The 21,904-nt window shown below is 58.6% G+C and carries 24 protein-coding genes and 2 tRNA genes; 9 read left to right on the top strand and 17 right to left on the bottom strand.

What is annotated here, in order from left to right:
• The first annotated feature begins 90 nt into the window (after nucleotides 1–90).
• Together AB4Z52_RS29465 and AB4Z52_RS29460 are read left to right on the top strand one after the other, a co-directional pair.
• The gene (locus AB4Z52_RS29465; protein WP_442221427.1) at nucleotides 91–1,005 is read left to right on the top strand and encodes an AbiTii domain-containing protein; all 915 of its coding nucleotides are present in this window, start codon (nucleotides 91–93) and stop codon (nucleotides 1,003–1,005) included.
• A 161-nt stretch (nucleotides 1,006–1,166) separates the two neighbouring features.
• Nucleotides 1,167–2,057: a hypothetical protein gene (locus AB4Z52_RS29460; protein WP_442221426.1), complete on the top strand. Its 891-nt coding sequence runs from the start codon at nucleotides 1,167–1,169 to the stop codon at nucleotides 2,055–2,057.
• Nucleotides 2,058–2,628: 571 nt separating this feature from the next.
• On the opposite strand, the gene AB4Z52_RS29455 is transcribed toward AB4Z52_RS29460, so the two are convergent.
• The 3 genes from AB4Z52_RS29455 to AB4Z52_RS29445 form a co-directional block, all read right to left on the bottom strand.
• On the bottom strand, nucleotides 2,629–3,069 hold the full coding sequence (locus tag AB4Z52_RS29455; RefSeq protein ID WP_442221425.1) for a hypothetical protein: 441 nt from the start codon (nucleotides 3,067–3,069) through the stop codon (nucleotides 2,629–2,631).
• Between the two features lie 238 nt (nucleotides 3,070–3,307).
• Nucleotides 3,308–3,622 carry a hypothetical protein gene (locus AB4Z52_RS29450; protein ID WP_442221424.1) on the bottom strand — a complete coding sequence of 105 codons (315 nt, stop codon included), beginning with the start codon at nucleotides 3,620–3,622 and terminating at the stop codon, nucleotides 3,308–3,310.
• A complete protein-coding gene (locus AB4Z52_RS29445) occupies nucleotides 3,619–4,197 on the bottom strand; it encodes a hypothetical protein (protein ID WP_442221423.1) in 579 nt (192 codons plus the stop codon). Before AB4Z52_RS29445 ends, AB4Z52_RS29450 begins: the two co-directional genes overlap by 4 nt.
• 240 nt (nucleotides 4,198–4,437) lie before the next feature.
• Here AB4Z52_RS29445 and AB4Z52_RS29440 point away from each other — a divergent pair, with 240 nt between their 5' ends.
• Entirely contained in the window at nucleotides 4,438–4,980 is a 543-nt protein-coding gene (locus tag AB4Z52_RS29440) for a hypothetical protein (protein ID WP_442221422.1), read from the top strand.
• Here the strand turns inward: AB4Z52_RS29440 and AB4Z52_RS29435 are convergent.
• From AB4Z52_RS29435 to AB4Z52_RS29400, 8 genes are all read right to left on the bottom strand, one after another.
• A complete protein-coding gene (locus AB4Z52_RS29435) occupies nucleotides 4,973–5,320 on the bottom strand; it encodes a hypothetical protein (RefSeq protein ID WP_442221421.1) in 348 nt (115 codons plus the stop codon). The two genes, AB4Z52_RS29440 and AB4Z52_RS29435, sit on opposite strands and share 8 nt — an antisense overlap.
• Nucleotides 5,321–5,322: 2 nt before the next feature.
• Nucleotides 5,323–5,640: a hypothetical protein gene (locus AB4Z52_RS29430; RefSeq protein WP_442221420.1), complete on the bottom strand. Its 318-nt coding sequence runs from the start codon at nucleotides 5,638–5,640 to the stop codon at nucleotides 5,323–5,325.
• A gap of 813 nt (nucleotides 5,641–6,453) precedes the next feature.
• Nucleotides 6,454–6,849, bottom strand: a complete 396-nt coding sequence (locus AB4Z52_RS29425; RefSeq protein ID WP_442221419.1) for a hypothetical protein — start codon at nucleotides 6,847–6,849, stop codon at nucleotides 6,454–6,456.
• Nucleotides 6,836–7,063: a hypothetical protein gene (locus tag AB4Z52_RS29420; protein ID WP_442221418.1), complete on the bottom strand. Its 228-nt coding sequence runs from the start codon at nucleotides 7,061–7,063 to the stop codon at nucleotides 6,836–6,838. The genes AB4Z52_RS29425 and AB4Z52_RS29420 overlap by 14 nt, the downstream gene beginning before the upstream one ends.
• Entirely contained in the window at nucleotides 7,060–7,530 is a 471-nt protein-coding gene (locus AB4Z52_RS29415; RefSeq protein ID WP_442221417.1) for a DUF29 family protein, read from the bottom strand. The genes AB4Z52_RS29420 and AB4Z52_RS29415 overlap by 4 nt, the downstream gene beginning before the upstream one ends.
• The gene (locus AB4Z52_RS29410; RefSeq protein WP_442221416.1) at nucleotides 7,523–7,999 is read right to left on the bottom strand and encodes a hypothetical protein; all 477 of its coding nucleotides are present in this window, start codon (nucleotides 7,997–7,999) and stop codon (nucleotides 7,523–7,525) included. Before AB4Z52_RS29410 ends, AB4Z52_RS29415 begins: the two co-directional genes overlap by 8 nt.
• Nucleotides 7,986–8,183 (bottom strand): hypothetical protein, encoded by a 198-nt coding sequence (locus tag AB4Z52_RS29405; RefSeq protein ID WP_442221415.1) that lies wholly within the window; start codon nucleotides 8,181–8,183, stop codon nucleotides 7,986–7,988. The genes AB4Z52_RS29410 and AB4Z52_RS29405 overlap by 14 nt, the downstream gene beginning before the upstream one ends.
• A 160-nt stretch (nucleotides 8,184–8,343) precedes the next feature.
• On the bottom strand, nucleotides 8,344–9,096 hold the full coding sequence (locus tag AB4Z52_RS29400; protein WP_442221414.1) for a hypothetical protein: 753 nt from the start codon (nucleotides 9,094–9,096) through the stop codon (nucleotides 8,344–8,346).
• Between the two features lie 85 nt (nucleotides 9,097–9,181).
• Here AB4Z52_RS29400 and AB4Z52_RS29395 point away from each other — a divergent pair, with 85 nt between their 5' ends.
• Complete coding sequence (locus AB4Z52_RS29395; protein ID WP_442221413.1) at nucleotides 9,182–9,571, top strand: putative phosphothreonine lyase domain-containing protein; 390 nt, start codon at nucleotides 9,182–9,184, stop codon at nucleotides 9,569–9,571.
• Between the two features lie 8 nt (nucleotides 9,572–9,579).
• Here the strand turns inward: AB4Z52_RS29395 and AB4Z52_RS29390 are convergent, their stop codons facing one another.
• Both AB4Z52_RS29390 and AB4Z52_RS29385 read right to left on the bottom strand, forming a co-directional pair.
• Nucleotides 9,580–10,095 (bottom strand): hypothetical protein, encoded by a 516-nt coding sequence (locus AB4Z52_RS29390; protein WP_442221412.1) that lies wholly within the window; start codon nucleotides 10,093–10,095, stop codon nucleotides 9,580–9,582.
• Between the two features lie 186 nt (nucleotides 10,096–10,281).
• A tRNA-Pro gene (locus tag AB4Z52_RS29385) sits at nucleotides 10,282–10,358 on the bottom strand.
• Between the two features lie 303 nt (nucleotides 10,359–10,661).
• Here AB4Z52_RS29385 and AB4Z52_RS29380 point away from each other — a divergent pair.
• Complete coding sequence (locus AB4Z52_RS29380) at nucleotides 10,662–11,069, top strand: hypothetical protein (protein WP_442221411.1); 408 nt, start codon at nucleotides 10,662–10,664, stop codon at nucleotides 11,067–11,069.
• 288 nt (nucleotides 11,070–11,357) lie between these two features.
• On the opposite strand, the gene AB4Z52_RS29375 is transcribed toward AB4Z52_RS29380, so the two are convergent.
• A tRNA-Gln gene (locus AB4Z52_RS29375) sits at nucleotides 11,358–11,431 on the bottom strand.
• A 159-nt stretch (nucleotides 11,432–11,590) separates the two neighbouring features.
• Here AB4Z52_RS29375 and AB4Z52_RS29370 point away from each other — a divergent pair.
• Together AB4Z52_RS29370 and AB4Z52_RS29365 are read left to right on the top strand one after the other, a co-directional pair.
• On the top strand, nucleotides 11,591–11,887 hold the full coding sequence (locus AB4Z52_RS29370) for a cupin domain-containing protein (protein ID WP_442221410.1): 297 nt from the start codon (nucleotides 11,591–11,593) through the stop codon (nucleotides 11,885–11,887).
• 17 nt (nucleotides 11,888–11,904) lie between these two features.
• Nucleotides 11,905–12,819, top strand: coding sequence for an MBL fold metallo-hydrolase (locus tag AB4Z52_RS29365; RefSeq protein ID WP_442221409.1), 915 nt, complete (start codon nucleotides 11,905–11,907; stop codon nucleotides 12,817–12,819).
• Nucleotides 12,820–12,997: 178 nt separating this feature from the next.
• Here AB4Z52_RS29365 and AB4Z52_RS29360 read toward each other — a convergent pair whose 3' ends face one another.
• Nucleotides 12,998–13,918: a DUF1499 domain-containing protein gene (locus AB4Z52_RS29360; protein WP_442221408.1), complete on the bottom strand. Its 921-nt coding sequence runs from the start codon at nucleotides 13,916–13,918 to the stop codon at nucleotides 12,998–13,000.
• Nucleotides 13,919–14,159: 241 nt separating this feature from the next.
• Here AB4Z52_RS29360 and AB4Z52_RS29355 point away from each other — a divergent pair, with 241 nt between their 5' ends.
• A complete protein-coding gene (locus tag AB4Z52_RS29355) occupies nucleotides 14,160–14,573 on the top strand; it encodes a hypothetical protein (protein WP_442221407.1) in 414 nt (137 codons plus the stop codon).
• 359 nt (nucleotides 14,574–14,932) lie between these two features.
• Nucleotides 14,933–15,217, top strand: a complete 285-nt coding sequence (locus AB4Z52_RS29350; protein WP_442221406.1) for a hypothetical protein — start codon at nucleotides 14,933–14,935, stop codon at nucleotides 15,215–15,217.
• Nucleotides 15,218–15,229: 12 nt separating this feature from the next.
• On the opposite strand, the gene ppdK is transcribed toward AB4Z52_RS29350, so the two are convergent.
• A complete protein-coding gene (gene ppdK, locus AB4Z52_RS29345) occupies nucleotides 15,230–17,896 on the bottom strand; it encodes a pyruvate, phosphate dikinase (RefSeq protein WP_442221405.1) in 2,667 nt (888 codons plus the stop codon).
• 475 nt (nucleotides 17,897–18,371) lie between these two features.
• Nucleotides 18,372–21,833 carry a chromosome segregation SMC family protein gene (locus AB4Z52_RS29340; protein ID WP_442221404.1) on the bottom strand — a complete coding sequence of 1,154 codons (3,462 nt, stop codon included), beginning with the start codon at nucleotides 21,831–21,833 and terminating at the stop codon, nucleotides 18,372–18,374.
• Between the last annotated feature and the right edge of the window lie 71 nt (nucleotides 21,834–21,904).

Here is a 21,904-nt window from a genome sequence, read left to right as displayed (position 1 = left end):
GATCTCGCACCGTGAGATGGAGGGCCAGACCGTGTCGGATTATTCAAGCGGAAGGTCAACAGCAGCGATAGTGCAAAGGCGCAGCAAATTATGGGTCTTCTCGTAGATATTCAAAACGACGCTATTTCAGACAAGGTTCCCGTTGCGACCCTTCTTAGAAAACTGCTGGTGCTTGCCTCGAATCTTGACAGCCACGTGCTCGAAGAGTGGGTTCGTTTCGAGATGAACGGTTATCCCCGTCAAGCAGAAGTTCCCGAGTATCGGCGCATCAAGATGAACTTCAAGGTCACAGGAGGGAACATGGCATATCAGATCACGAATGCTCCTGTGGCCTCCGCAGCAGTTATGGTGGCGACTGGAAATAATGATATTAACATGTTGAAATACCGGCAAGCTATCGGAAGCATTGATGTAGACGAAATTAAAAAGGCCGAATCATTGTCGGTCGACATGATGAACTACGCGCATTTCTTGCCTGGTAAAGTAACTGAGCGAAGCTACGCTATCCACGCTTTTTGGGGAGAACTTCCAGTTTCGGAGGTATTAGGGATTGTCGATGCTGTCAGAAATCGAGTCTTAGATTTCGTGCTGGCGCTGAAGAAGCAGTATCCTGATGCGGGCGAAATTGACGCCGTAAGTTCGAAACAAGCCTCAGTGGAGAAAGTTGTGACACAGATTTTCAATACGACAGTTCATGGTAATGCGGGAGTGATTGGGGCGGCTCACAATTCTACCGTCAACATCACAGTCAACAATGGTGATCTCCAAGACCTTCGTCACCAATTGACCCAGTTCGGCGTGACCAATGACGACCTCGACGAACTCGCGGTCGCTTTGAATGAAGAGCCGAAGATTAGCAGTGAGAAAAAATTCGGCCCGAAGGTTGGGAAGTGGGTCGGCGGGATGTTAAGCAAAGCGGCATCTGGCGCATGGAACGTAAGCATGCAGGCTGGGGGCGCTCTCCTAGAAAAGGCGCTGTTGGGCTATTACGGCTTCGGCAGTTAGTCGACCAAACTCCCCGTCAAAAGCGCTCAATTCTCATTTCAACCCACGCGTCATTTTTTGGAGCCAGTTTTGTCAAAACCATCGTCAGCCCAAATTGAATTTGCGAAGCGCTATCTCGTACGTGAGCAGTCTACATTTACCGCTTTCTCGGCGATCAGCGTTTGGAAAGACTACTTGAGGATATTCGAGAAGTCGGACCTGTCTTGCAGCCTTTGCTGGATACCCGCATTTCTCCGAGCTTTTTCGAGTTCACCGCTTATTACAAGGTCGGATTTGTGACCTGCTTAGAATGGCACGCGAAGTCGCGGTTATATGACATGTTTTGCTACGATCCCAAGACTATAAAAAACGACGATCTCAAGCAGGCGATCTCGAATGAGAAGCTCGTATCAATGGTTTCTGAAGGACTGACGATCCCTCATCTCCTAGCTGGCTCCAACAGCATCAGTTCCAGAGACAGCTACATTGCCGCCATCTCCCGAGTCTTCAGCACTATCGGCGCTCAAGACGGCACCCTTTCCCAGATTCTAGATGATAAGAAAGATGATGCCGCGCTAGGCCAAGTTCTTGAAGAGCTTTATTTAGGCCGAAACGACCTCGTTCACGAGATCGGGATTCAGACGATTGGTCATCCGAATGTGCGGGATTTTGACAGCTTTGAGGCCGCGCTGAGCGGAGGTGAGAGACTGCTAGGTATGATGAGGACTATCGAAGATGTGGTGACCAAGGTTGCTCCTTCGAATTTTCCAAACAAACTAGGTGAAGATGGATTTCCTGTCAGCGAGGAGGAAGTCCTAGCTGCTCTTATTAGTTCGATGGAAGGCAAAATAGACGAAGCTATTGCTTCAGATACTGCTGGTGGGGAATTGACTCTGGATGACTGGCGAAGAGAAATCGCAAACCGTCGGAGTTCGCTCAGCGCTGAACTTGCATTCATCGATAGCCTTGGTTTCGCAGGCGGTCGCTATTACGACGTTCGACCGTTTCTTAAATCTACGGTTTTGAGACAGAGGTCGCAATATCTGGCTCTCTTGTCCGAGCAAATGCTTTAAGTTCTGCGTTGGCTGACTTTTGATTTTCCGTTCTCTAGCTGAAATGTGAACCGCTGATCGACCGGCGTCGTGTCTGCTAGTGCCTAGTGTCCGATAATGAATGTTATCGGACGCCAGGCAACGAATCAGGCCATCGGTCACTTTTGAAGTTAACGAGATTTAACTTCAATTACCGACGCGAAAAACGAGTAATCACGCGACATTCCCAAACGAGCTCTTCGCTCTTACGACTTGGTATAGTATTCGCAACCTTGGCCCAGATGCCTTTGCAACGAACTTTTTTACGAGCAAAAAGAACGCCCCGATGAGGGGGCACACGCCCGAGAGCCGACACGTATCGATTCTGCCCGTTTCACCCCCTATCTCTTGAAAGTTGCATCGACGGGAGTTCCGATGTCGTCGTTCGACTTAATCGGCAATAACGAAAGGACCGGTTGAGGATCAGCCGGACTGGCGGTAATCAGTCGAGGATTGCCTGATGATACTGTCGACGGTCAAGAAGCTGGGCGACAGACAAAATTAAAGGCCCCGGTGAACCTGTCCTCGGGGCCTTTTGGTGTCGATACAGGTGCTATGCGTCCTGCAATTCCTCGATCTTCGCACGGTTCCTTTCGATGTAGTCGTTTAGACTGTCGCGGATGAAGTTATTGACATAGCTGCTGAAGCCGTGAGCGGACTCTACATGGCTGTCGACCGTTTCAAGGTCCCCGTCACTGTCAATCCATTCAAGCGTCTCGATTTTTTCATCGTCGAGATTGAGCGTGAAATAGACTGCGAGTTGATCAGCGTCTCCTTCCCATGTTTCCGTGCGGATGTTTTGGATCGTGATTTCTCTCACCTGGTACTGAGCCAGGAACACGTCCATCGCTGGAACATTGCTGTTATCGAGGCGACGAATTTCTTCTAGATTACGATAGCCAGCATCACGAGCTAGGGCTTCGAGTGCGGCTGTTTTGTCAGCTGCCTCGTAGATTCCCATCGATGTGCTATTAGCTAGGATTTCATAAAGCATTTTTTCTTACCCTTTGTTTGTTGTGTTCCCGTCAGTCATTTCGCTGCTGACAAGGAACGATGTTGTGAGATTTAATCCCACACAAGCACGATGTTTTGTTATTTTTCAAAGCGTTACCCGCACATCATCTCGTAAACAGAATTGCCCACACATCCGCCGCCGATAATCCGCCGATGGAATTCGCAGATAACCCCGAGATGACCGGGGTCGCACAGACATAAAGCAGACTTTCCGGCATTCAAGCTTTCGGGCGGCGAGGCATCATCGATGGCGTCCTCCTGACCTGTATGGCCACCTTCTTTGGAACCAGCTCCGCCGCTGATGCTGTCAGCTCTGCACTCCGGGCTATACCGATTTCAGTAAAAATTTCCCGATATTCGGGGATGACTCCGGAATTCGAGATCGCGAAGGACCGGCAGCGCTCGACTGCAATCGGGTCCGACGCCAAAGCATACATGCGGCAGGCCCTCGGCCACGGCATGGAACTGCGAAAGCGGTTCTCGATCAGGTGGCCGTTGCGGGCGATGAAGTGGATGAACTCCTTTTCGATCATGGTGCTTCTCCGATTTGTTCCGCGACAAACCCTTCGAGCACCCGCAGCCTCAACTCGTCCGGCGTCGACAGCCAGTCCACGCCTTCGAGTTGGTAGTCGACGAGGCAATGTTCGTCGAAGGCGAAGACCTCGCAAATTTGCTGCTTGCTGACGATGTTATCGCGGACGAGATGGCGAAGACGCGAGCGACGCTCCATTCGCTCGTCCATCCGGTGAGCGGCCGGTAGCCGACGCATCGCGATCTGACTGCCTTCAACGTCGGAAAGGAACCGCGCTTGCCAGTACCACTGCGTTTCGAACATCGACTCGTCGTCGATGCCGTAGACGATGAAGCCCGGCTCCATCTTCGACCGCGCCTTCCGCTTGACCCATTCGACCGCGACGCGCCAGTAGTCTTCAGCGGAGATCGCGCGATCCTCGCGATATGACAGGTAGGCTTCGATTGTTCTCGGTTGCTTGCCCAAGAATTCAGCGAGGCCCTCGATCCGCTCGGCAAGCTTGGCTTTGAATGTCGGACCGAAGACCGGCAGGAATTCTCGCAGCCGATACGGCATTTCATCGATCTTCATCTTCATAGATGTCTCACCTTGTTGGAGGACAACAACGTCCTCATCAACAAGGGTTTGATCGAAACGTGTCAGCCGCAAGTAATTTGTGGGGGAATATCAGTTGCTTGCGCGTCAAACACTGACGAATACTGGCTGCGTCAACAGAATAGGCTTTGCAAATCTGTGGGACTGTCGGCCGATTTGTTTCAAGCGCCGCAAATACGCACGATGATTGTCTCAATAAAGAAATAATAGGGAGATTCAAACATGTTTAGATTTCTACAAGCAATCATCAACGCGCTCATCAATCTGACGATGGCTGCAATTAACACCGCGACTGGCTTTCTCGACTGGCTGCTAGCCAGACTGGCAATAGGGGGAGCCCCCCCGGCTGCTCCGGTCCAGGACATCGAAGCCGCCTTACCCGACCCAGAGAAATTGACCGAAGCCCGCGACCTTGAGGTCGGAAAGGCGAAGACGGTCGACAATATTTTCAAACGCTCGCCGGAAATGCAGGTCAAGATTTTTGCAGGAATGTGCGAAGTGGATCGCCTGTCGGCTGACCTGACACTGCTGTCTGAGGATCAGGTAGGGTGGCTCCTCGATCTGAATGATGCACAGCTAAAGGCTGTCTCGGAAACGTCAGATCGCCGAGTCGCGGCTGCACTGGCTGGGGAGCCAAACGCTCTCACTGCAATCTTGTCAGTCAACCAGCGGGACCCCGTTACTGAAACCGCGCTTGCGGCTCGTATCACAGCGTTCAGAGCGGGCACACTCGCGCCCGCATCGACGAACTACGCTATCAATTAACCGCCGATCCGGCCGCTACCCTCTGGTGGCGGCCGAAACCGAACGCGTCAGCCCGTTCGCGGCGGAGCGCACGCACGCACGCTTCCAAATACCAGGGCGACTCCTCAAGGAGGAATTCGAACTTGTACCAAGCTTCTGCTTCCAGTTCTTTCTGCTCCTGAGCGTGTCGCTCGGCTTCTGGGTTTTCCATCTCTAACTCCCGAGCGTTTTCCGCGTCTTGCTGGTCCCACACCACTTCCTGATAGATGTCCGTCAGCCGCCGAAAACCGGTCGCCATCAAAACTCCTTTGACGGACAGCTTGCTTTCCATCCAAAGGTCGAGCGCGTCGTCGATATCCACCGTTAAGCAGCCTTCTTTGACGCGCTACGGGCAGCGGCCAGGTAGGTCGCGGAAGCGGTGCGGAGGCGAGCGTTCTCGGCTTTCAGCTGCTCAATCTCGGTCGTCTGAGCCACGGCAACGTCCATCAACCGCTCGCTGTAACGGATCGCAGCATCCAACTGCGAACGGAGCTGATAAGAATTCGAAGCCTCGCGAGCCTGACGCATTGCCTCCCGGGTCTGCATGCCCGCGTTAACAGCCCCCGCAGCCAAAATCGCAAAGATCGCACCGGTCTCCATGGCGACAACACCAGCGGGGTTTTTCGAGGTGTACATTGACATGACCGGCTTCCTTTTGAATTCAACGTCCATAGATTGGAGCAACAAACGTAAACAAAATATTAAAAGAATCTATAGACTCAACGATCATCACGAAAATAAAGTAAAAAATGTGGACGGTGGCAGTAAAATGTTACTAATCGGGGGCAATTTTCCGATTTTGCCCCCGATTAGTAACATTTGAAACGCCTAATACTTCGGTTTGCGAGAACTTATGAGATATCGGAACTTGGAAAAATTATAACCTATCATTTATCGCGGCATCTTTCCAAGCCGGAGCGTGTTGCCACGATTGTTGCCGCAGGCTTTGCAATGAAGGCGTGGCACCAGCGATATCAAGTACGTTCCCTTGCCGTACCGTCGCTTCAGTTCATGGCGGTCAAGCCAGCCCTTGTGTTGACATGCAGAACACCTAGCGCCGAGCACGAACCATTGCTCAAGGCTGTCGAGTGTTACCTGTTCGCGTGTTGAGGCCGATCCCGCCTGATCGGCCTTGGAGAAGAGGGATGGGTGGGTCCGGGGCCAACTCTGCGGACATGCGGTGATGGCCGTTGAGATGGACTAGCGTCTTGCCAGGCCGAGCACGAACGGCCGCTTTATATGCTGCAGTGGAAACTGAGAATTCGGTAGCCCGGCTGATCGTCTCCAGCAGGATGCCGCCAGCTTCCGGCGGTTCTGACCAGACTTCCACTCTGTATGTATGCTCCGACGAACCGGGGCCACGCGCACTGCCGTCTCCGACGGTATAGCCGCTGTTGTCGCGGACTAGATCAATGCCTTTGCGCTGCCTCAAGAACATGCTCCTCGGGAATGTTCCTATTTCGTTCTCATCCGAAGCAATGTCGACACTTGTCCCACATCGTCCCCGATTTCCATCGAAAGATATCGGACGTCTGGTAGGGCTGACCAGTCACGCTGGCGGTCGACGTCGACGATCATCACCGGCCGCGATGGCTCTGTTGCCTCCGGGAGGTATGGTCCGGCGTCGACGACAACTGCTGGATATCTGACTTCGCGGCCGACTACGACGCGGATGCCAGGCAGAATGCGCATGCCGGTGCCTCGTACGGCTGGACGCAGGATAGCGACAATATCGCCAATTAATAATGAGCGAGCTTGTGTTGATGGTTCGAGAAGGAGCGGTTGATCGCCGACGAATTCGAAGCGGTCCGGCTGCCGGGTTTCCCAGATCAGGAATTCAGGCAGCGTCATCAGCGGTCTCTCGGACATGCTGAAGCGTGAGGTCCGTTGCCTGCTTCCCGTCGATGATGCCTTCGCGTTTAAGATCAGCGATGACGCACAATGTTTCGTCGCCTTCGAAGCCGGACAAACGTTGGAACTGTCGGCCGACCCATTCAGGATACTCGGTACTCGGCTCGATCCCGTGACGTGCGGTGATGGCTCTGACCTCGTCCGCGACTGTCATCGGGCTGCCATCGCTGCTGCGATTATCTTCACGGCTTCGCGCGGATCGAAATCATCGCGTAAGAGCTGATCCAAGGACAGTGGGCACGCATCGGGCAACTCCGGAACATCGAAGCCGTCTTCCTTGAGGGTGTGCGTCGCGTTCCGAAGGGCAAGCCTCCAGATTTTCGACAAGTCAACATGCCGTTCGACGCTCTGCCCTTTCAAAATGATGGCTTCGATTTGGGCGCTGGTCGCGGCGGATTTGTCGCCGACCCCGTGTGGAATAACGGCGGTGATCTGAATGAGGCTGTCGAGGGTCCGCATGAGAACTTCGGAAAGCTGGTTGATGGACTCCCTTCCGGCCGCCTCGATCTCTTCTGCAATGTTCTCGATGTCGAGACCGGTTTCACGCGGAAGCGCCCGCAGAAGCGCTGCCTGCTCCTGTGTCCAGCCGTAGAAATCGACGTCGTATTTCCCGTCACTCATCCGACGGCCAATCGTATCGCTCGGGGTGACGAGCTACCTTGGCCTCAGTGATACTGCCGTCGCGTTTATCATCCGGATGCACGTACATCGCCCGAGCCGTCAGAAGTTCGAGCCAGAACTCGACTTCGTCTTCATCGACTGTCTTCAGAAATTCGGCCTGCTCGGCGTCGCTGCTGTCGAGAAAAGCTTCGTATCTGTCTAGATCGCGAACACGGAATCCGGGGCCCATCGGCATCCATTTTATACGAAGGCCGTCGTTGACGATCTTGTGATACTCATCGAAATCATCGTTGATCTCGATCATCAACCGGGCTTGTTCTTCGAGGACTGGCTTCATAGCCTCAACATCACTGCGTCGCAACGACTGTAGGCTTCCTGACTGCAAGCGGAACCTTACCAGAACGGCATCGAGATCGAGCACTGCAGCCGCTTCTTCTAGTGTGTATTCTTCGACATCAGTCGCTGACATGTCGCGTCTCCTGTCGTTGACGGTGCTCGGTCTCGCCGAAAACTTCGCCGCCAGGATATTCCCAGACGATCTCCTCGCCGATCATATAGACGCCGGGTAGGCCTTGAGCATGTGCTGCAATCTCGTCGCGACCCATTTGCTTGATAGCGGGCATCGACTCGCGGATGAGTTTTGTGATCATCATCTTATCAATAGCCTCAACACGCTAGCAGCAGCGATAATCCAAAGCGCGATCTTAATGCTTTTCAGGCTCGTGGTCGACACTGACGGCTGCGCGACCTGGGTTCTCGTATCCGCGATCAACTTTTCGCGAATCGGCGTTGGTTCCGGTAGATCAAGAGTATCTACTGTGCCTTATCGAACCCGAACCTGATCTGCATCAATCGAGCCGGTGCGTTGCTGTGCGGCTGCGGGAGCAAGAATGTCTGGGGATGGTGCCAGTCCCGCAGCGACGCTTCGACCTCAGACTGATAGAGAGCGACGATAGCGGCGACATGGAGTTGGGGACGAGTTCTGCTAGACCGGATTTCTGCGATCAAATCTTTGAGCCGCTCGGATGGCAGGTAAAGCGTCAGATGGAGATTGTCTTCACCCGGCCGGATATCGCCGCTGTCTTCGGTGAAAAGGAATATAGACCCAGCATTATCGTCTTCGTCGGTCACGCCAGTGACCGTTACGATCACGTCCCTAAAGCTCTTCTCGTAGCTCGTATCATCGCGGTCTGGCGGAGGTCGAGCAGGATCACGAACGTACGCTCCGACGATCCTGTCGCGTTCAATCTGGCCGAGGCCGGTGATTCCGTAGGCGGTCCTGTTCGGAGCCGGTCTTATCTGAGCGAGCCGAAGCTTGTTGTATTCTTCGAAGCCCTCTTTGGTCCGCTCGCGCCAGCCGTCCCCAGGAAAGTCCGCAAAAATATTCTTTCCGAAGTCCTGCTCGTACCCGCCGACAGCTCGGATCAGGTCGTAATCGTCGAGGATAATCCGCAGGGTGTGCCAGTGCTCAAAGTAATGGAGCTTCTTGCCGTTCGAGATACCGAAGGAAATCGCATTCGTTCGTGCAAACTCTAAGTCTTTCTCCAAGGCATCCCCCAGCTGCAATAATCAAGGCTGAAGCAATGAGTTGCATATAGCATGCCGACGAGCAATCGTAATGTCGGCTCGATCTTTATCATTCAGGAATATCATGCTGTGGTATCCCACTCTCTCAAAATCCAGTTTCCGCTCGATAATCACTGACGACGACACTACGTCGACGGGCAAATGGCTGGCGCAGGTCCAAGCTCCCGACATCGGCCTGATTTGGGAAGCCTTGGAAGACGCAGCGGTCGAAGGCAGGTTGCTAGCGGTGAAGAAATCAACCCGGGAACTCCGCAGGCAACTCGGCCACGATCTCATCTGCGTGTACTGTGCTGCGTCGGACGAAGAGACGGTCTCAGAAACCCTGACGACCCTGCGCGAGATCGGCGTCGACGGCGAGCTGTGCTATAAATCCGACAAAGCAACATTCGACGGTCGAGACGAATACCTCTGGTCATCCGAGGATTTCGAGGGACTGGCGTTGAAGCCGGTTTGAATTTGTGGCTACTTAAACAGTGGCTGCAGCATCCGGCCGAAATCCGGTGGCTGAAGGTTGGCCAACGACCGTAACACGTTTGCCAATTCATAGGCCTTCTTACCGGTGCTCTTAACAGCCTCCTCCGAGCCGAACGGATTTCCTTCGAAATGCTCCACGTACCGAGCAGCGGCCGCCTGGGCTTCGCGCTCGTTCAGAAAACTCATGATCCGATACGCTATGTCGGGCTCAACGGAGTGCCAATCGACATCCTCCGGATAGACGGGCGGGTCCGGGAGGGAAAGGATCACCGGTATCTTTGTCTGCCCGTAGTGCGCTTCGGCTGCCTCTAGCGATTCAGCGCAGTTGATGGCGTAGGCTTCGAGCGCTGCGGTAATTCTCATGCAGAGATATGTCCGGCTGCGTTTCCGTCCGGAGCGGCTTCGAAAAAAATCGAGTACGAATGAGGCCGACCCCGAGACGATGCCCGTGCCCAGGACCGTTAGGATAATCTCTTTCGTCGTCCAGATTGTTTCGTCCGCCATGCTGCCTCTTTCCGTCTAGCAAAATCGTCAAGCAACAAATGGTTGTGACGCTTCGCTATGCGATGTCAACGCCGTGTCAGCGTCCGAGGCGAGCACTGTAAGCGTTTCTCCCGGTGATAATCCCGGTGGGAAATTTCCTGAACATTAGCAGAAAGAGAAAAGGCCCGGGAAACCGGGCCTTCAGACTGGTCGGAGTGGAGTGATTCGAACACTCGACCCCCACGTCCCGAACGTGGTGCGCTACCAGACTGCGCTACACTCCGTGACCAGCGGCGCCTCTATAGACCAGCCGTTTTCGTTGCACAAGCGCGAAAATCCAAAAGGCGCCTGTTTCTTGGCCAAAAGCGCTCGCTTGCGTGTGCCGGACGGCGCCACACGCAAGCGCTGCGACGACGCGTGAAAAGTGCATATAACGCAACACCTTTGGCAAATTCCACATAAGCCCGCTCAGGGCAATTTTCTTTTGCCAGCTTTGGGGTTAAAGCCTGAGATGGGACAAGCGGGAACGGCGCGGGACAGCGGCATTTCCAACGGTCGAATGCGCGACAAAGCTCAAGGACGATACGATGAAACTCCGCACGATTTCTGCGGCAGGGCTGATGCTGGCCCTTGCTGGATGCAACACCATTCCGATGCCGTCGATGGCATCGTCCAACCCGGTCTCGGCCCGCTGGGTCGGCCAGTCGGCGGGACGCTTCTTCGCCAGTTACGGCCCGCCGATCTCCGACCACGACGCAGGCGGTGGCCGCGTCTACAACTGGCGCGGCGGCTACAAGACGGTCAAGATTTCGGGCGAGGACGCAAAGAAGGGCCGCTCCGCCGGCGGTAGGCTCCATCTCAGCTGCAAGGCCGACATCACCACCTCGTCGGACTATGTCATCCGCTCGATCGAAATCCTCGGCGACATGCCCGGCACGACAGGCTCCTCCTATTGCGCCGAACTGCTGGCGCCGCCGGAACAGGCGAAAAGCTAAGCAGGCGATCTTGGGGGAAAGAATTGGCAGGCGGTCCGATGGGCCGTCTGTTCTTGTTTGGGGTAGTGTCGTGTAGACTGTGGGGATAGTCTGAGATTGAGCAGGCAAGTTTGAGCTATCAAGAGGCTCTATACGAGAGAATTGAGCCTTGAAGAACTTGCAGCGATCTCCGATGAAGAGATTGATTTCAGCGAGATTTCGGAGCTTGACGAGGCCTTTTGAGAGAATGCTCGGCTCAAGGGTCCGGTATCGGCTTTACAGGAACCAAAGAAACAATAACTGAAACAATGGCTGGGGCGCCTGGATTCGAACCAGGGATGACGGTACCAAAAACCGTTGCCTTACCGCTTGGCGACGCCCCACCGGAGGATTTTGGTAGCGCTTGTGCTGCCAAATCGACGCCTGATTAGCAAAGGTCGCTTCCGGTCACAATCACTAAGTTTTGCGCGGGCCTATATTTCTGTGCGGCATTCGGGCCGATATGTTAGGTCTTGAGGCTTCCCTGCCCTCCTGGAGATCATATGAGCCAATATCGCGCCCGCCCGCCGGCAGTTCCGACGACTTTGATCGATGACGCTGTCGTGCGCGTCATCCGCTGGGATTTCGAGCCGGGCGCCGATACGGGGCACCATGTGCATGGGTTCGGCTATGTCGTCGTGCCGATGACGGATTGCCGGTTTCTGCTTGAGGAGGCCGATGGCGAGCGCAGGGTCGATGTCGCCAAGGGTGCCGCTTATCGGCGCGAGGCGGGTGTCGCGCATAATGTCGTCAATGCGGGCGCGGAGCCGATGTCCTTCATCGAGATCGAATATAAATAGCTGGCATGTCCCTTTCCATGAGCGTCCCCGAATTCGACCTGAGCTTTGAACCCGAATATGGCCGCGCCGTGCCGGTCGCGCGCGGTGTCGAGCGGATGACGGTGAACAATCCGAGCGCCTTCACCTTCCATGGGACAAACAGCTATATCGTCGGCAGCGGCTCTTCGGTTGCGGTGATCGATCCAGGCCCGTTGAACGAGCCGCATTTCCAGGCGCTGATGACGGCGCTTTCGGGCCGGCAGGTCTCGCATATCTTCGTCAGCCACACCCATGGCGATCACTCGCCGCTCGCAGCCCGCCTCAAGGCCGCAACCGGGGCGCTGGTTGTCGCCGAGGGGCCGCATCGGGCCTCGCGGCCACTGCACAAGGGCGAGGTCAATCCCTTCGCCGAGAGCTCCGACACCGCCTTCATACCCGACATTGCGATCGGCGATGGTGAGAGCATTGCAGGCGACGGCTGGCAGTTGACGGCGCTTCTGACGCCGGGGCATGCGGCAAACCACACTGTTTTCGCACTCGATGGGACCGGCATCGTCTTTTCCGCCGATCATGTCATGGCGTGGGCGACCTCGATCGTCGCGCCGCCCGACGGCTCGATGGCCGAGTACATGGCCTCGCTCGAGCAGTTGCTCGCCCGCGACGACCGCATCTTCTTCCCCGGTCATGGCGGCCCGGTCAAGGACCCGGCCTCTTTCATGCGTGGGCTTCGGGCCCACCGGCGCATGCGCGAGCGCGCCGTGCTGGAGCGGATCAAGGCCGGCGACAGGCTGATCCCCGACATGGTCAAGGCAATCTACCGTGACACCGATCCGCGATTGCATGGGGCGGCGGCGCTGTCGGTGTTGGCCCATATCGAGGACCTGGTGGAGAAGGGCTTGGTGGAGACGGACGGGCCACCGGCGCTGATGGGTGTGTATCGGCCGGCGAGGTGAGGCTTGGCTGGAGGGCGTAACCCCCTCCCCTTGTGAGGAGGGGTTCTTTTCCCACCCGCAGTTCCATCCATTTATCAATTTCGGATCGTCGCAAAATCTCGTCGTTGCTCAGTTGGGTGCAACTAACAAAAGAAAGACCCCTCCCCACAAGGGGAGGGAGTTGCCAGAGGCACCGGCCTCACCCGCCTGAAATCCCCAGCAGTTCGGCGTCCAACGCCTTCAGATAGGCCTCGGCGATGCCGGCGCTGAGGCCGAGGTCGTGCGGGCCGTAGCGGGAGGCGACGCGGATGTCGACGAGGGTGGTCTCGGCCTCCTCGCGCAACCGGATCACCACATCGAAACGCAGTCCGAGAATGGCGGTGCGCTTTTCACCCTGCAGCGTCACGTCCGAATTCTGCTGGATCAGCGACGCCACTTCGTCCTCGGTGGCGGGACGCGGGGTGGGAATGGGCACGATGTCAGGGGCGTCGGTGACGGCGCTTTCGTCGGCAGGCCGCGGCTTTGCCCGCCTCGTCCGCTTGGTATCGACATCCGGCTCGGTGTTGCTGGCGCCGTCGACCTTGGTGATCCTGATGCCGTTGTCCCTGGCGACGGCGCGCGCCGCTTCCAGAACGCGGTCCATCGCTCCTTCATAGCGGCGGCCCGTCAGCGCCGGATAGGCATCAGCCTGCATCTGGCGATCCCTGGTGCTGACTTCATCGTGCGGCAACCAGATCTGGGCGGCATGCGGCGACACCAGCCATGCCGGGGCGTCGGCAAGGTCCGTCGACACGTCATGGATATCAGGGCGGGTAACATAGCGCTCCATGCCGTAGCCGACCAATGCCAGCGGTAGCGCCGCATAGACCAGCGCCTTGAAGGCCGAGACACCGCCCTCGGCGCCGCGTTGCCACAAATGCACGAAGCCTATCGCAGACAGCAGCACAGCGATGGCGGCGATCGCTGCCGAAATTAGCAAAAATAGCACGAAATAGGGCGTTTCAAGCGGGCCGAACCGATGGCCGAGCAGGACCAAAACGCAAAGCACCAGCGCGAAAGCCGCCACCAGGCGCGAGGCGTGGGCGGCATGCGAAACGGGACGATCGAAACGAATGGTCATCAAGGGCTCGTCGGCACGGCGGCGCTCGTTCCGCACGAGAGAATCTCATGGATGGAACACTCTTTGTTTAGTGCAAGAGCGGGCGAAAACAAACCGATTGTCGCGGCTGCAGCCAGGACGATCTTCGGCAACAATGGCGAGCGCCGGCGGCCCCCATGCACGGAAACTTGCCTAAATGCGAAAAAAGGAACATTCTAACCGCGTTTTACTTGGCCTTTGAGGGACTTGAGGAGAACGAGCGATGCTTTCTCAGGACTTAGCCGCACCGACGAAGCCTGCCCAAGCCGCCCCGACAGGCGACGCAGACAACCCGCATCTGCCGCTGGAGCTTCTGGAACTGGAGCTGTCGCTCGAAGGATTTGCGGGCGGCGAGCAGGGATTTCGCGAGGCTGTGCGCAAAGCCGCCGCGGACGCCGGAGGAGAGTTCCTGTTCGATCTGCCTGCCCAGGGGCTGGTGAGCGATTGCCACCGCGTCGCGGTCATCCGCATCCCGGCCGAGGGCCAGACGATGCGGGTCGTTCTTGCCATGCTGGACGACGACCGCGCTGAAATTCACCTGAACGAGCCTGACGACGCGACCGAGCATCTGGTCCGCTTCGCCGATGCTTTCGTCGACGTCTTACAGCGCCTGCCCGAGCAGGCCAGGGACGCTTGATTTCAACGTGAAACCATGGTCAGCGTAAACCCGTTCACCGATTGACTATCTTGTCGTGCATCCGTTTTTCATTGAATCATTTCGACCTCGCGTCGCCATGGAGGCAATTGCCTATGGGAGGCGGATTGGCGGCTGCTTGCTCCAGCCCTCATGGTGAGGAGGCCCGCAGGGCCGTCTCGAACCACGAGGGTTGGCCAAGAGGCCCGTTGTCTGCAAAAAAACAGCAGACACCGGCGCAAGCGCCCTCGCCCTTCGAGGCAATTCTTTGAATTGCACCTTAGGATGAGGGCTCAGCCTCTCAGCCTTGGTTCCAGTCGCTTTTCATATTCAATTGTCCTTGCGTCACCAGGGAGACCCTGATGCGTATCCAAGCCGTTCTTTCATTCGTTGTCCTCGCCTTCGCATTATCAGCCTGCGAGACGATCACTCCGGCGGAGCAACGCGCCCGCGACGAGCAGACCTGCATCGGCTACGGATTCAAGCGGAATAGCGACAATTTTGCCAATTGCCTGATGCGGCTCGATCTTGACCGACGCGCCGATGCGCGCAGCTTTCGCGACAGCAACGACGACTTCTTCTGGGGCGGCCCGACCCTCATTGTCGGCGGCGGCTATGGCTATGGCGGACGCCGTCACTGGCACTGACACAAAGAACGGTCAGAGACGGGCCTTGATTGCCGCCTGCGCTGCGGCCAGCCTTGCAATCGGCACGCGGAAGGGTGAGCACGAGACGTAGTCGAGGCCGATTTCCTCGCAGAAATGAATGGAGGCCGGGTCGCCGCCGTGCTCGCCGCAGATGCCGAGCTTCATGTCGTTGCGGGTGCGCCTGCCACGCTCGGTGGCAATGCGGATCAACTCGCCCACCCCATCGAAATCCAGCGAGATGAAGGGGTCGTGCTCTATGATGCCCTTGCGCTGGTAGGTCGGGATGAAGGCGGCAGCATCGTCGCGCGACATGCCGAATGTGGTCTGGGTCAGGTCGTTGGTGCCAAAGGAGAAGAACTCGGCGACTTCCGCGATGATGTGGGCGCGAAGGGCTGCGCGAGGCAGCTCGATCATCGTGCCGACGAGATAGTCGATCCGCATTTCAGCCTCGGCCATGACGGCGGCGGCCACCTCGTCGATGCGGGCCTTGACGTAGTCGAGTTCGGAGCGGAGACCCACCAGGGGCACCATGATCTCGGGCACGACGGGGGAGCCCGTCTCCTTTGCCGCGGCAACCGCCGCCTCGAAAATGGCGCGGGCCTGCATCTCGACGATCTCGGGATAGGAAATTGCAAGCCGGCAGCCGCGATGACCGAGCATGGGGTTGAACTCGTGCAACGCATCTACGCGCTGGCGCAATATCTGCGGTTCCATGCCCATGGCCGCCGCCACCTCGGCGATTTCCTCGTCCGTCTTCGGCAGGAACTCGTGCAACGGCGGGTCGAGCAGGCGGATGGTCACCGGCAGGCCGTGCATGATGGCAAATAGCGCGATAAAGTCTGACCGCTGCATGGGGAGCAATTTTGCAAGCGCTGCTCGCCTGCCCTCCTCGCCTTCCGCAAGGATCATCTCGCGCATAACGCTGATGCGGTCGCCTTCAAAGAACATGTGCTCCGTCCGGCAAAGACCGATGCCTTCGGCGCCGAACGAGCGTGCGGCCCGCGCGTCTGCCGGCGTGTCGGCATTGGTGCGAACCGTCATGCGGCGCGAACGGTCTGCCCACTCCATGATACGGCCGAAATCGCCCGACAGTTGCGGCTGGATCATCGGCACCTCGCCTCTGAGCACCTGGCCGGCCGAGCCGTCTATAGTGATGATGTCGCCCTTTTTCAGGGTTGCGCCGATGCCGATCAATCGCTCGCCGCGCAAGTCGATGCGCATGGTCCCCGCGCCGACGACGCAGGGAATGCCCATGCCTCGGGCCACGACTGCCGCGTGGCTCGTCATGCCGCCGCGCGTGGTCAGGATGCCTTCGGCGGCATGCATGCCGTGGATGTCTTCCGGGCTGGTCTCGATGCGCAGGAGGATAACCTTGCGGCCCTCGTCATTGGCGATGACGGCCTCTTCGGCGGTGAAGACGATCTCGCCGGTGGCGGCACCCGGCGATGCGGGCAGGCCGGAGCCAATAACTTCGCGGTGGACGCGCGGATCGATCGTCGGGTGCAGCAGCTGATCGAGCGTCGAAGGCTCGATGCGCGACACTGCTTCGTCCTCGGTGATCAGCTTCTCGTCCACCATATCGACCGCAATCTTCATCGCCGCTTTGGTGGTGCGCTTGCCCGAGCGGGTCTGCAGCATCCAGAGTTTGTCGCGCTCGATGGTGAATTCGAGATCCTGCATGTCGCGGTAGTGCCGTTCGAGCTCGGTGCATATCCGCGTAAATTCGGCGAATGCCTCCGGCATCAGCTTTTCCATTGATGGCCGCTCATAGCCCGACGCGATGCGCGCGGCCTCGGTAATGCTTTGCGGCGTGCGGATGCCCGCCACCACGTCCTCACCCTGCGCGTTGACCAGGAATTCGCCGTAAAGTTCCTTCTCGCCGGTCGAAGGATTGCGGGTGAAGGCGACCCCTGTCGCCGAGGAATTGCCGAGATTGCCGAACACCATTGCCTGGATATTGACGGCCGTTCCCCAGGCTTCAGGAATATTATGAAGATGGCGATAGGTGACAGCGCGCGCGTTCTGCCAGCTGGCAAAGACGGCATAGACCGCACCCCAGAGCTGGACTTCGCAATCCTGCGGGAAAGGCTTGCCGACCTCCTCCTCGATGACCTTCTTGTAGAGCCCGACGATGCGCCGCCACTCAGCGGCGGACATGTCGGTATCGAACTCGTGGCCGTGCCGCGCCTTCTCGTCCTCGAGGATTTCCTCGAAAATCTCGTTGTCGAGGCCCATGACCACATCGGCATACATCTGGATGAAGCGGCGATAGCTGTCCCAGGCGAAACGAGCGTCGCCAGAATCCTTGGCAAGAGCCTCCACCGTCTGATCGTTGAGGCCGAGATTGAGAACGGTGTCCATCATGCCGGGCATCGACGCCCTGGCGCCGGAGCGAACCGAGACAAGAAGCGGTCGCGCCATGTCGCCAAAACGACGGCCGGTGATGCGCTCCATTTCGGCCATGCCCCGCATGACCTCGGACTTCAGTTCCTCGGGAAGGCTGCGCCCATGCTTGAAATAGAAGGCGCAGGCATCGCTGACGATGGTAAGCCCTGGAGGAACAGGCAATCCAAGGCTGCACATTTCCGCAAGGTTTGCGCCCTTGCCGCCAAGACGTGCATGATCCCCGGCGCGCCCCTCGGCACGACCGTCACCAAATGTGTAGACCCACTTGTCCATTTTCCCCCGCCCAACTCCAGGAGCCGAACCTAGATGATCGCGGGACAAATGAAAATCGACAAATGCGGCGGAATGTTGCGCCGCACAATGAATTGGGGCCGGAACCGGGATCTGGACCGCATTTTTTCTATGGGCGGTGCGCAGCTGCAACTTGCAGGCGTGACGCCGGGCATAAAAAAGCTTTGCGGGACCATGGCAACGATCCCGCAAAGCCATTTCCGTTCGGCCAGGAAAAACCGGACGGGGGGTTCTTTCGGTCCGCCGCACTGGAGGTCCACCAGCGACGACCTTAACCCATGGAGACATTCGATCTCGCCAGTACGAGACGTCTCCTTATCCGAAAACAGCTTAGTGCAGATATGGTTCCGCAACATCACCCAATTGGAGGGGAAATCAGCCTGTGGCCTTGCATCTGAGGAGCGAACCGAGGAAATAGCTCTCAAAAAAATGTCAGGGCGGCGTGTGGCGGTCGAATTCAGGCAATCTCGCGCAGGCGTTCTGCCGCCTGCAGGTCGACGGAGACCAGTTGCGAGACGCCCTGCTCCGACATGGTCACGCCGAAAAGGCGGTCCATGCGGGCCATGGTGATCGGATTGTGGGTGATGACGACGAAGCGGGTCTCGGTCGAGGCAGCCATTTCGTCCATCAGATTGCAGTAGCGCTCGACATTGTGGTCGTCGAGCGGGGCATCGACTTCGTCGAGCACGCAGATCGGCGCCGGGTTGGTGAGAAACACGGCGAAGATGAGCGCCATCGCCGTCAGCGCCTGCTCGCCGCCGGACAAAAGCGTCATGGTCTGCGGCTTCTTGCCGGGCGGGCGGGCGAGGATTTCAAGCCCGGCTTCGAGCGGGTCGTCGGATTCGATCAATTGCAGCTCCGCCGTACCGCCACCGAAGAGATGGGTGAACAGCCGCTGAAACTGCACGTTGACGATATCGAATGCGGCGATCAGGCGTTCGCGGCCTTCGCGGTTGAGGCTCTGGATCGCGCCGCGCAGCTTGCGGATGGCGTCGATGATATCGTCCCGCTCCTTGATCAGCGCCGCCAGCCGATCGCTTAGCTCCTTGCTCTCCTCCTCGGCCCGAAGGTTGACGGCGCCGAGCCGTTCACGCTCGATCTTCAGTCGCTCGACATCGCGCTCGACCTCACGCAGGTCTGGGATGTGCTGGTGGTCCTGCGTGCCGGCAAGCCTCAAGGCCTCGTGTGGCGCGATATTGAGCGCCTCGCGGATGCGTAGTTCGCTTTCCATCCGCTTTTCGCGGGCTGAGACCAGTCGTTCTTCGGCGCGACCGCGCTTCTCGCGGCTCTCCGCAAGGGCCGACTGCGCCGTCACGGCCTGGCGATCGGCTTCACGCAGCAGGCTTTCGGCCTCGGCAAGCCGATCGGAGGCAAGGCGGCGCGCCTCTTCCATCTTCTGCAATTCGCTCATCAGCGCCCGGCGCTTGTCGTCGAACTCGTCGGGGGCAAGCTCAAGGCTTGTGGCCTCCTCGCGCGCTTCTTCTTCGCGGTCGCGCAGCGTCTGGATATGCTCTTCGGCGCTTGCCGCCCGCTGGCGCCAGGTATCCCTCTCCTGCCCGATCGCCAGAATGCGGCGTTGGCGGGCCTCGTTTTCGCGATTGAGCCCGTCGTGGCGCGCGCGGGCTTCCGCTGCCAGGCTGCGATCGGTCGCGACCGCCAGCTCCTGTTGGCGCATTTTGAGCTCGATCGCCGAAAGATCCGGCGCATCTTCGAGCTCGATGCGGGCATTCTCATCCTGGATCGCGACGTCTTCGATCTGGCTGCGCAACTGGCTCGCCGCTTCGGCCACCACGGCGCGACGGCGGATGAGATCGCCGGAGGCGCGCTCGGCCGCGGCGAGCGCCTCGCGCGCGTCGCCGAGATAGCGAGCGGAAAGGCGGCTCGAGTCGCGGGCATCCGACAGGCGTCCCTCGCCGGCGCGAATTGCCTCAGCGGCAACGGCCAGGCGATCCTCGGCCTCGGCGAGAATGTCACGGGCAAGTTCGGATTCGGCCTGCAACTCGGCAAGTCGGTTCTTCTGCGACAGACGAAGTGCGGCAGCACTCGGGGCGTCTGCACCGGTGACGTGGCCGTCCCAGCGGAACACCGCACCCTCTTTCGTCACCAGCCGCTGGCCGGGCTTCAAGAACGGCATCAACCGCAGCGCATCTGCCCCGCTCACAAGGCCGATCTGCCTCAGGCTGCGCGTCAACGCCTTTGGCGCGCCGACATACGATATCAGCGGCACCGCACCTTCGGGCAAGTCTGGGTCGGCGGCGCCGTCGCCATTGCCGGCCCAGTAGACCGGTGCTTCGCTGTTCAGGGGCGATTCGAGATCGTCGCCGAGGGCGGCGCCCAAAGCAGTCTCGAAGCCGCGATCGACGCGCAACTCGTCGGCGACCGGCGGAAATGACCCCGACGCTGCACCGGCCGCAAGCATGCGTGAAATCGTCCGCGCTTCGGTCTCGATCTCGTTCAGCCGGGAGCGAGCCTGATCGACCGGCGCTCGCGACAGCGCCTCAGTCGCGCGCGCATCGGCAAGCAGCGCTTCCACGGCCTGAACCGCGATCTCGGCCTCGGTCACGGCGATCTCCGTCGCCTCGACTACGGCACGCTTCTCGTCGGGATCGGGGAGATCGGCCATCCTGGCGTCGATGCCTGCAAGCTCGCGGTTTGCCTCGTCCATCTGCCGCTCGAGCCGCATCTTCCGGTCTGCCAGATCCCGGATGGCGCGCTCCAGCGCATTGCGGGCGGCGGCAGCCTCAGCGCGCTCGGCGGTCAGCGCGGTAAACAGGCGCTCGCTATCGGCAAGTTTCGCGGCAGCGCCCTCGAAAACCTCGCGGCTCTCCTCAGCCAGACGTCCGCTATCGGCGAGAATATCGGCGATCTCGGCTTTCTCGGCATCAAGCCTTGCCAGGATTGCCTCGTTGTCTGCGACCATCCGCTCCTCGCGGCGGATGTCTTCGCCCAGTTGCGCCAACCGGCGGGTCAGCTCATCGCGGCGGCGAAGAATACGGCCGACATCCTCTTCCAGCTGCGACTTGGCGATCTGCAGCCGTTGCAGGCCGGCTGCAGCCTTTGCCTCTTCCTCGCGCAGTTCCGGCAGCTTCAGCCCGGCGATCCCCTGACACTTGGCAGCTTCCATCTGCGCCTGCGCCTTTTCGGCGACGATGATGGTCGCCTGGTTGAGCGCGCTGTCGGCCTCGGCCTCGACTTCCTTTGCCTGGACCCATCTGATGTGCAGCAGCATTGCCTCGCGGGCACGAATGTCGGCCGAAAGCATCTTGAAGCGGTTGGCCTGCCGCGCCTGCCGCTTCAGGCTCTCGATCTGGCTGTCGAGCTGCGAGGTGACATCCTCCAGCCGCTCGAGATTGCCTTCCGCAGCGCGCAGCCGGAGCTCGGCCTCGTGGCGGCGGGAATGCAGGCCGGATATGCCGGCTGCTTCTTCGAGAAGCTGGCGACGCGCCTGGGGCTTGGCCTGGATCAGCTCACCGATGCGGCCCTGCCCGACCATCGACGGTGAACGCGCCCCAGTCGAGGCATCGGCAAACAGCAATTGCACGTCCTTAGCGCGGGCCTCCTTGCCGTTGATCCGATAGATCGAACCCTGTTCGCGCTCGATGCGGCGGGTGATCTGTATTTCGTCGCTGTCGTTAAAGGCGGCCGGCGCCGTGCGGTCGCCATTGTCGAGATAAAGCGCCACCTCGGCCGTGTTGCGGGCCGGGCGATTGCCGGAGCCGGAAAAGATGACGTCGTCCATGCCCGATGCGCGCATGTTCTTGTAGGAGTTCTCGCCCATCACCCAGCGAAGCGCCTCGACAAGATTGGACTTGCCGCAGCCGTTCGGCCCGACGACGCCCGTCAGGCCGCGCTCGATGACGAATTCCGATGGTTCGACGAAGGACTTGAAACCGACAAGGCGCAGCTTGTTGAACTTCATGGGCCGGTCTCCACCCTCCCGTTGAGGGAGAGGGTCGCAGCGAAGCTCCGGGGTGGGGTGATTTCTCGCAA

The sequence above is a fragment of the Rhizobium sp. 2YAF20 genome (assembly GCF_052114685.1).
Lineage (GTDB): Bacteria > Pseudomonadota > Alphaproteobacteria > Rhizobiales > Rhizobiaceae > Rhizobium.
This window is presented reverse-complemented; position numbering and strand designations above follow the sequence as displayed.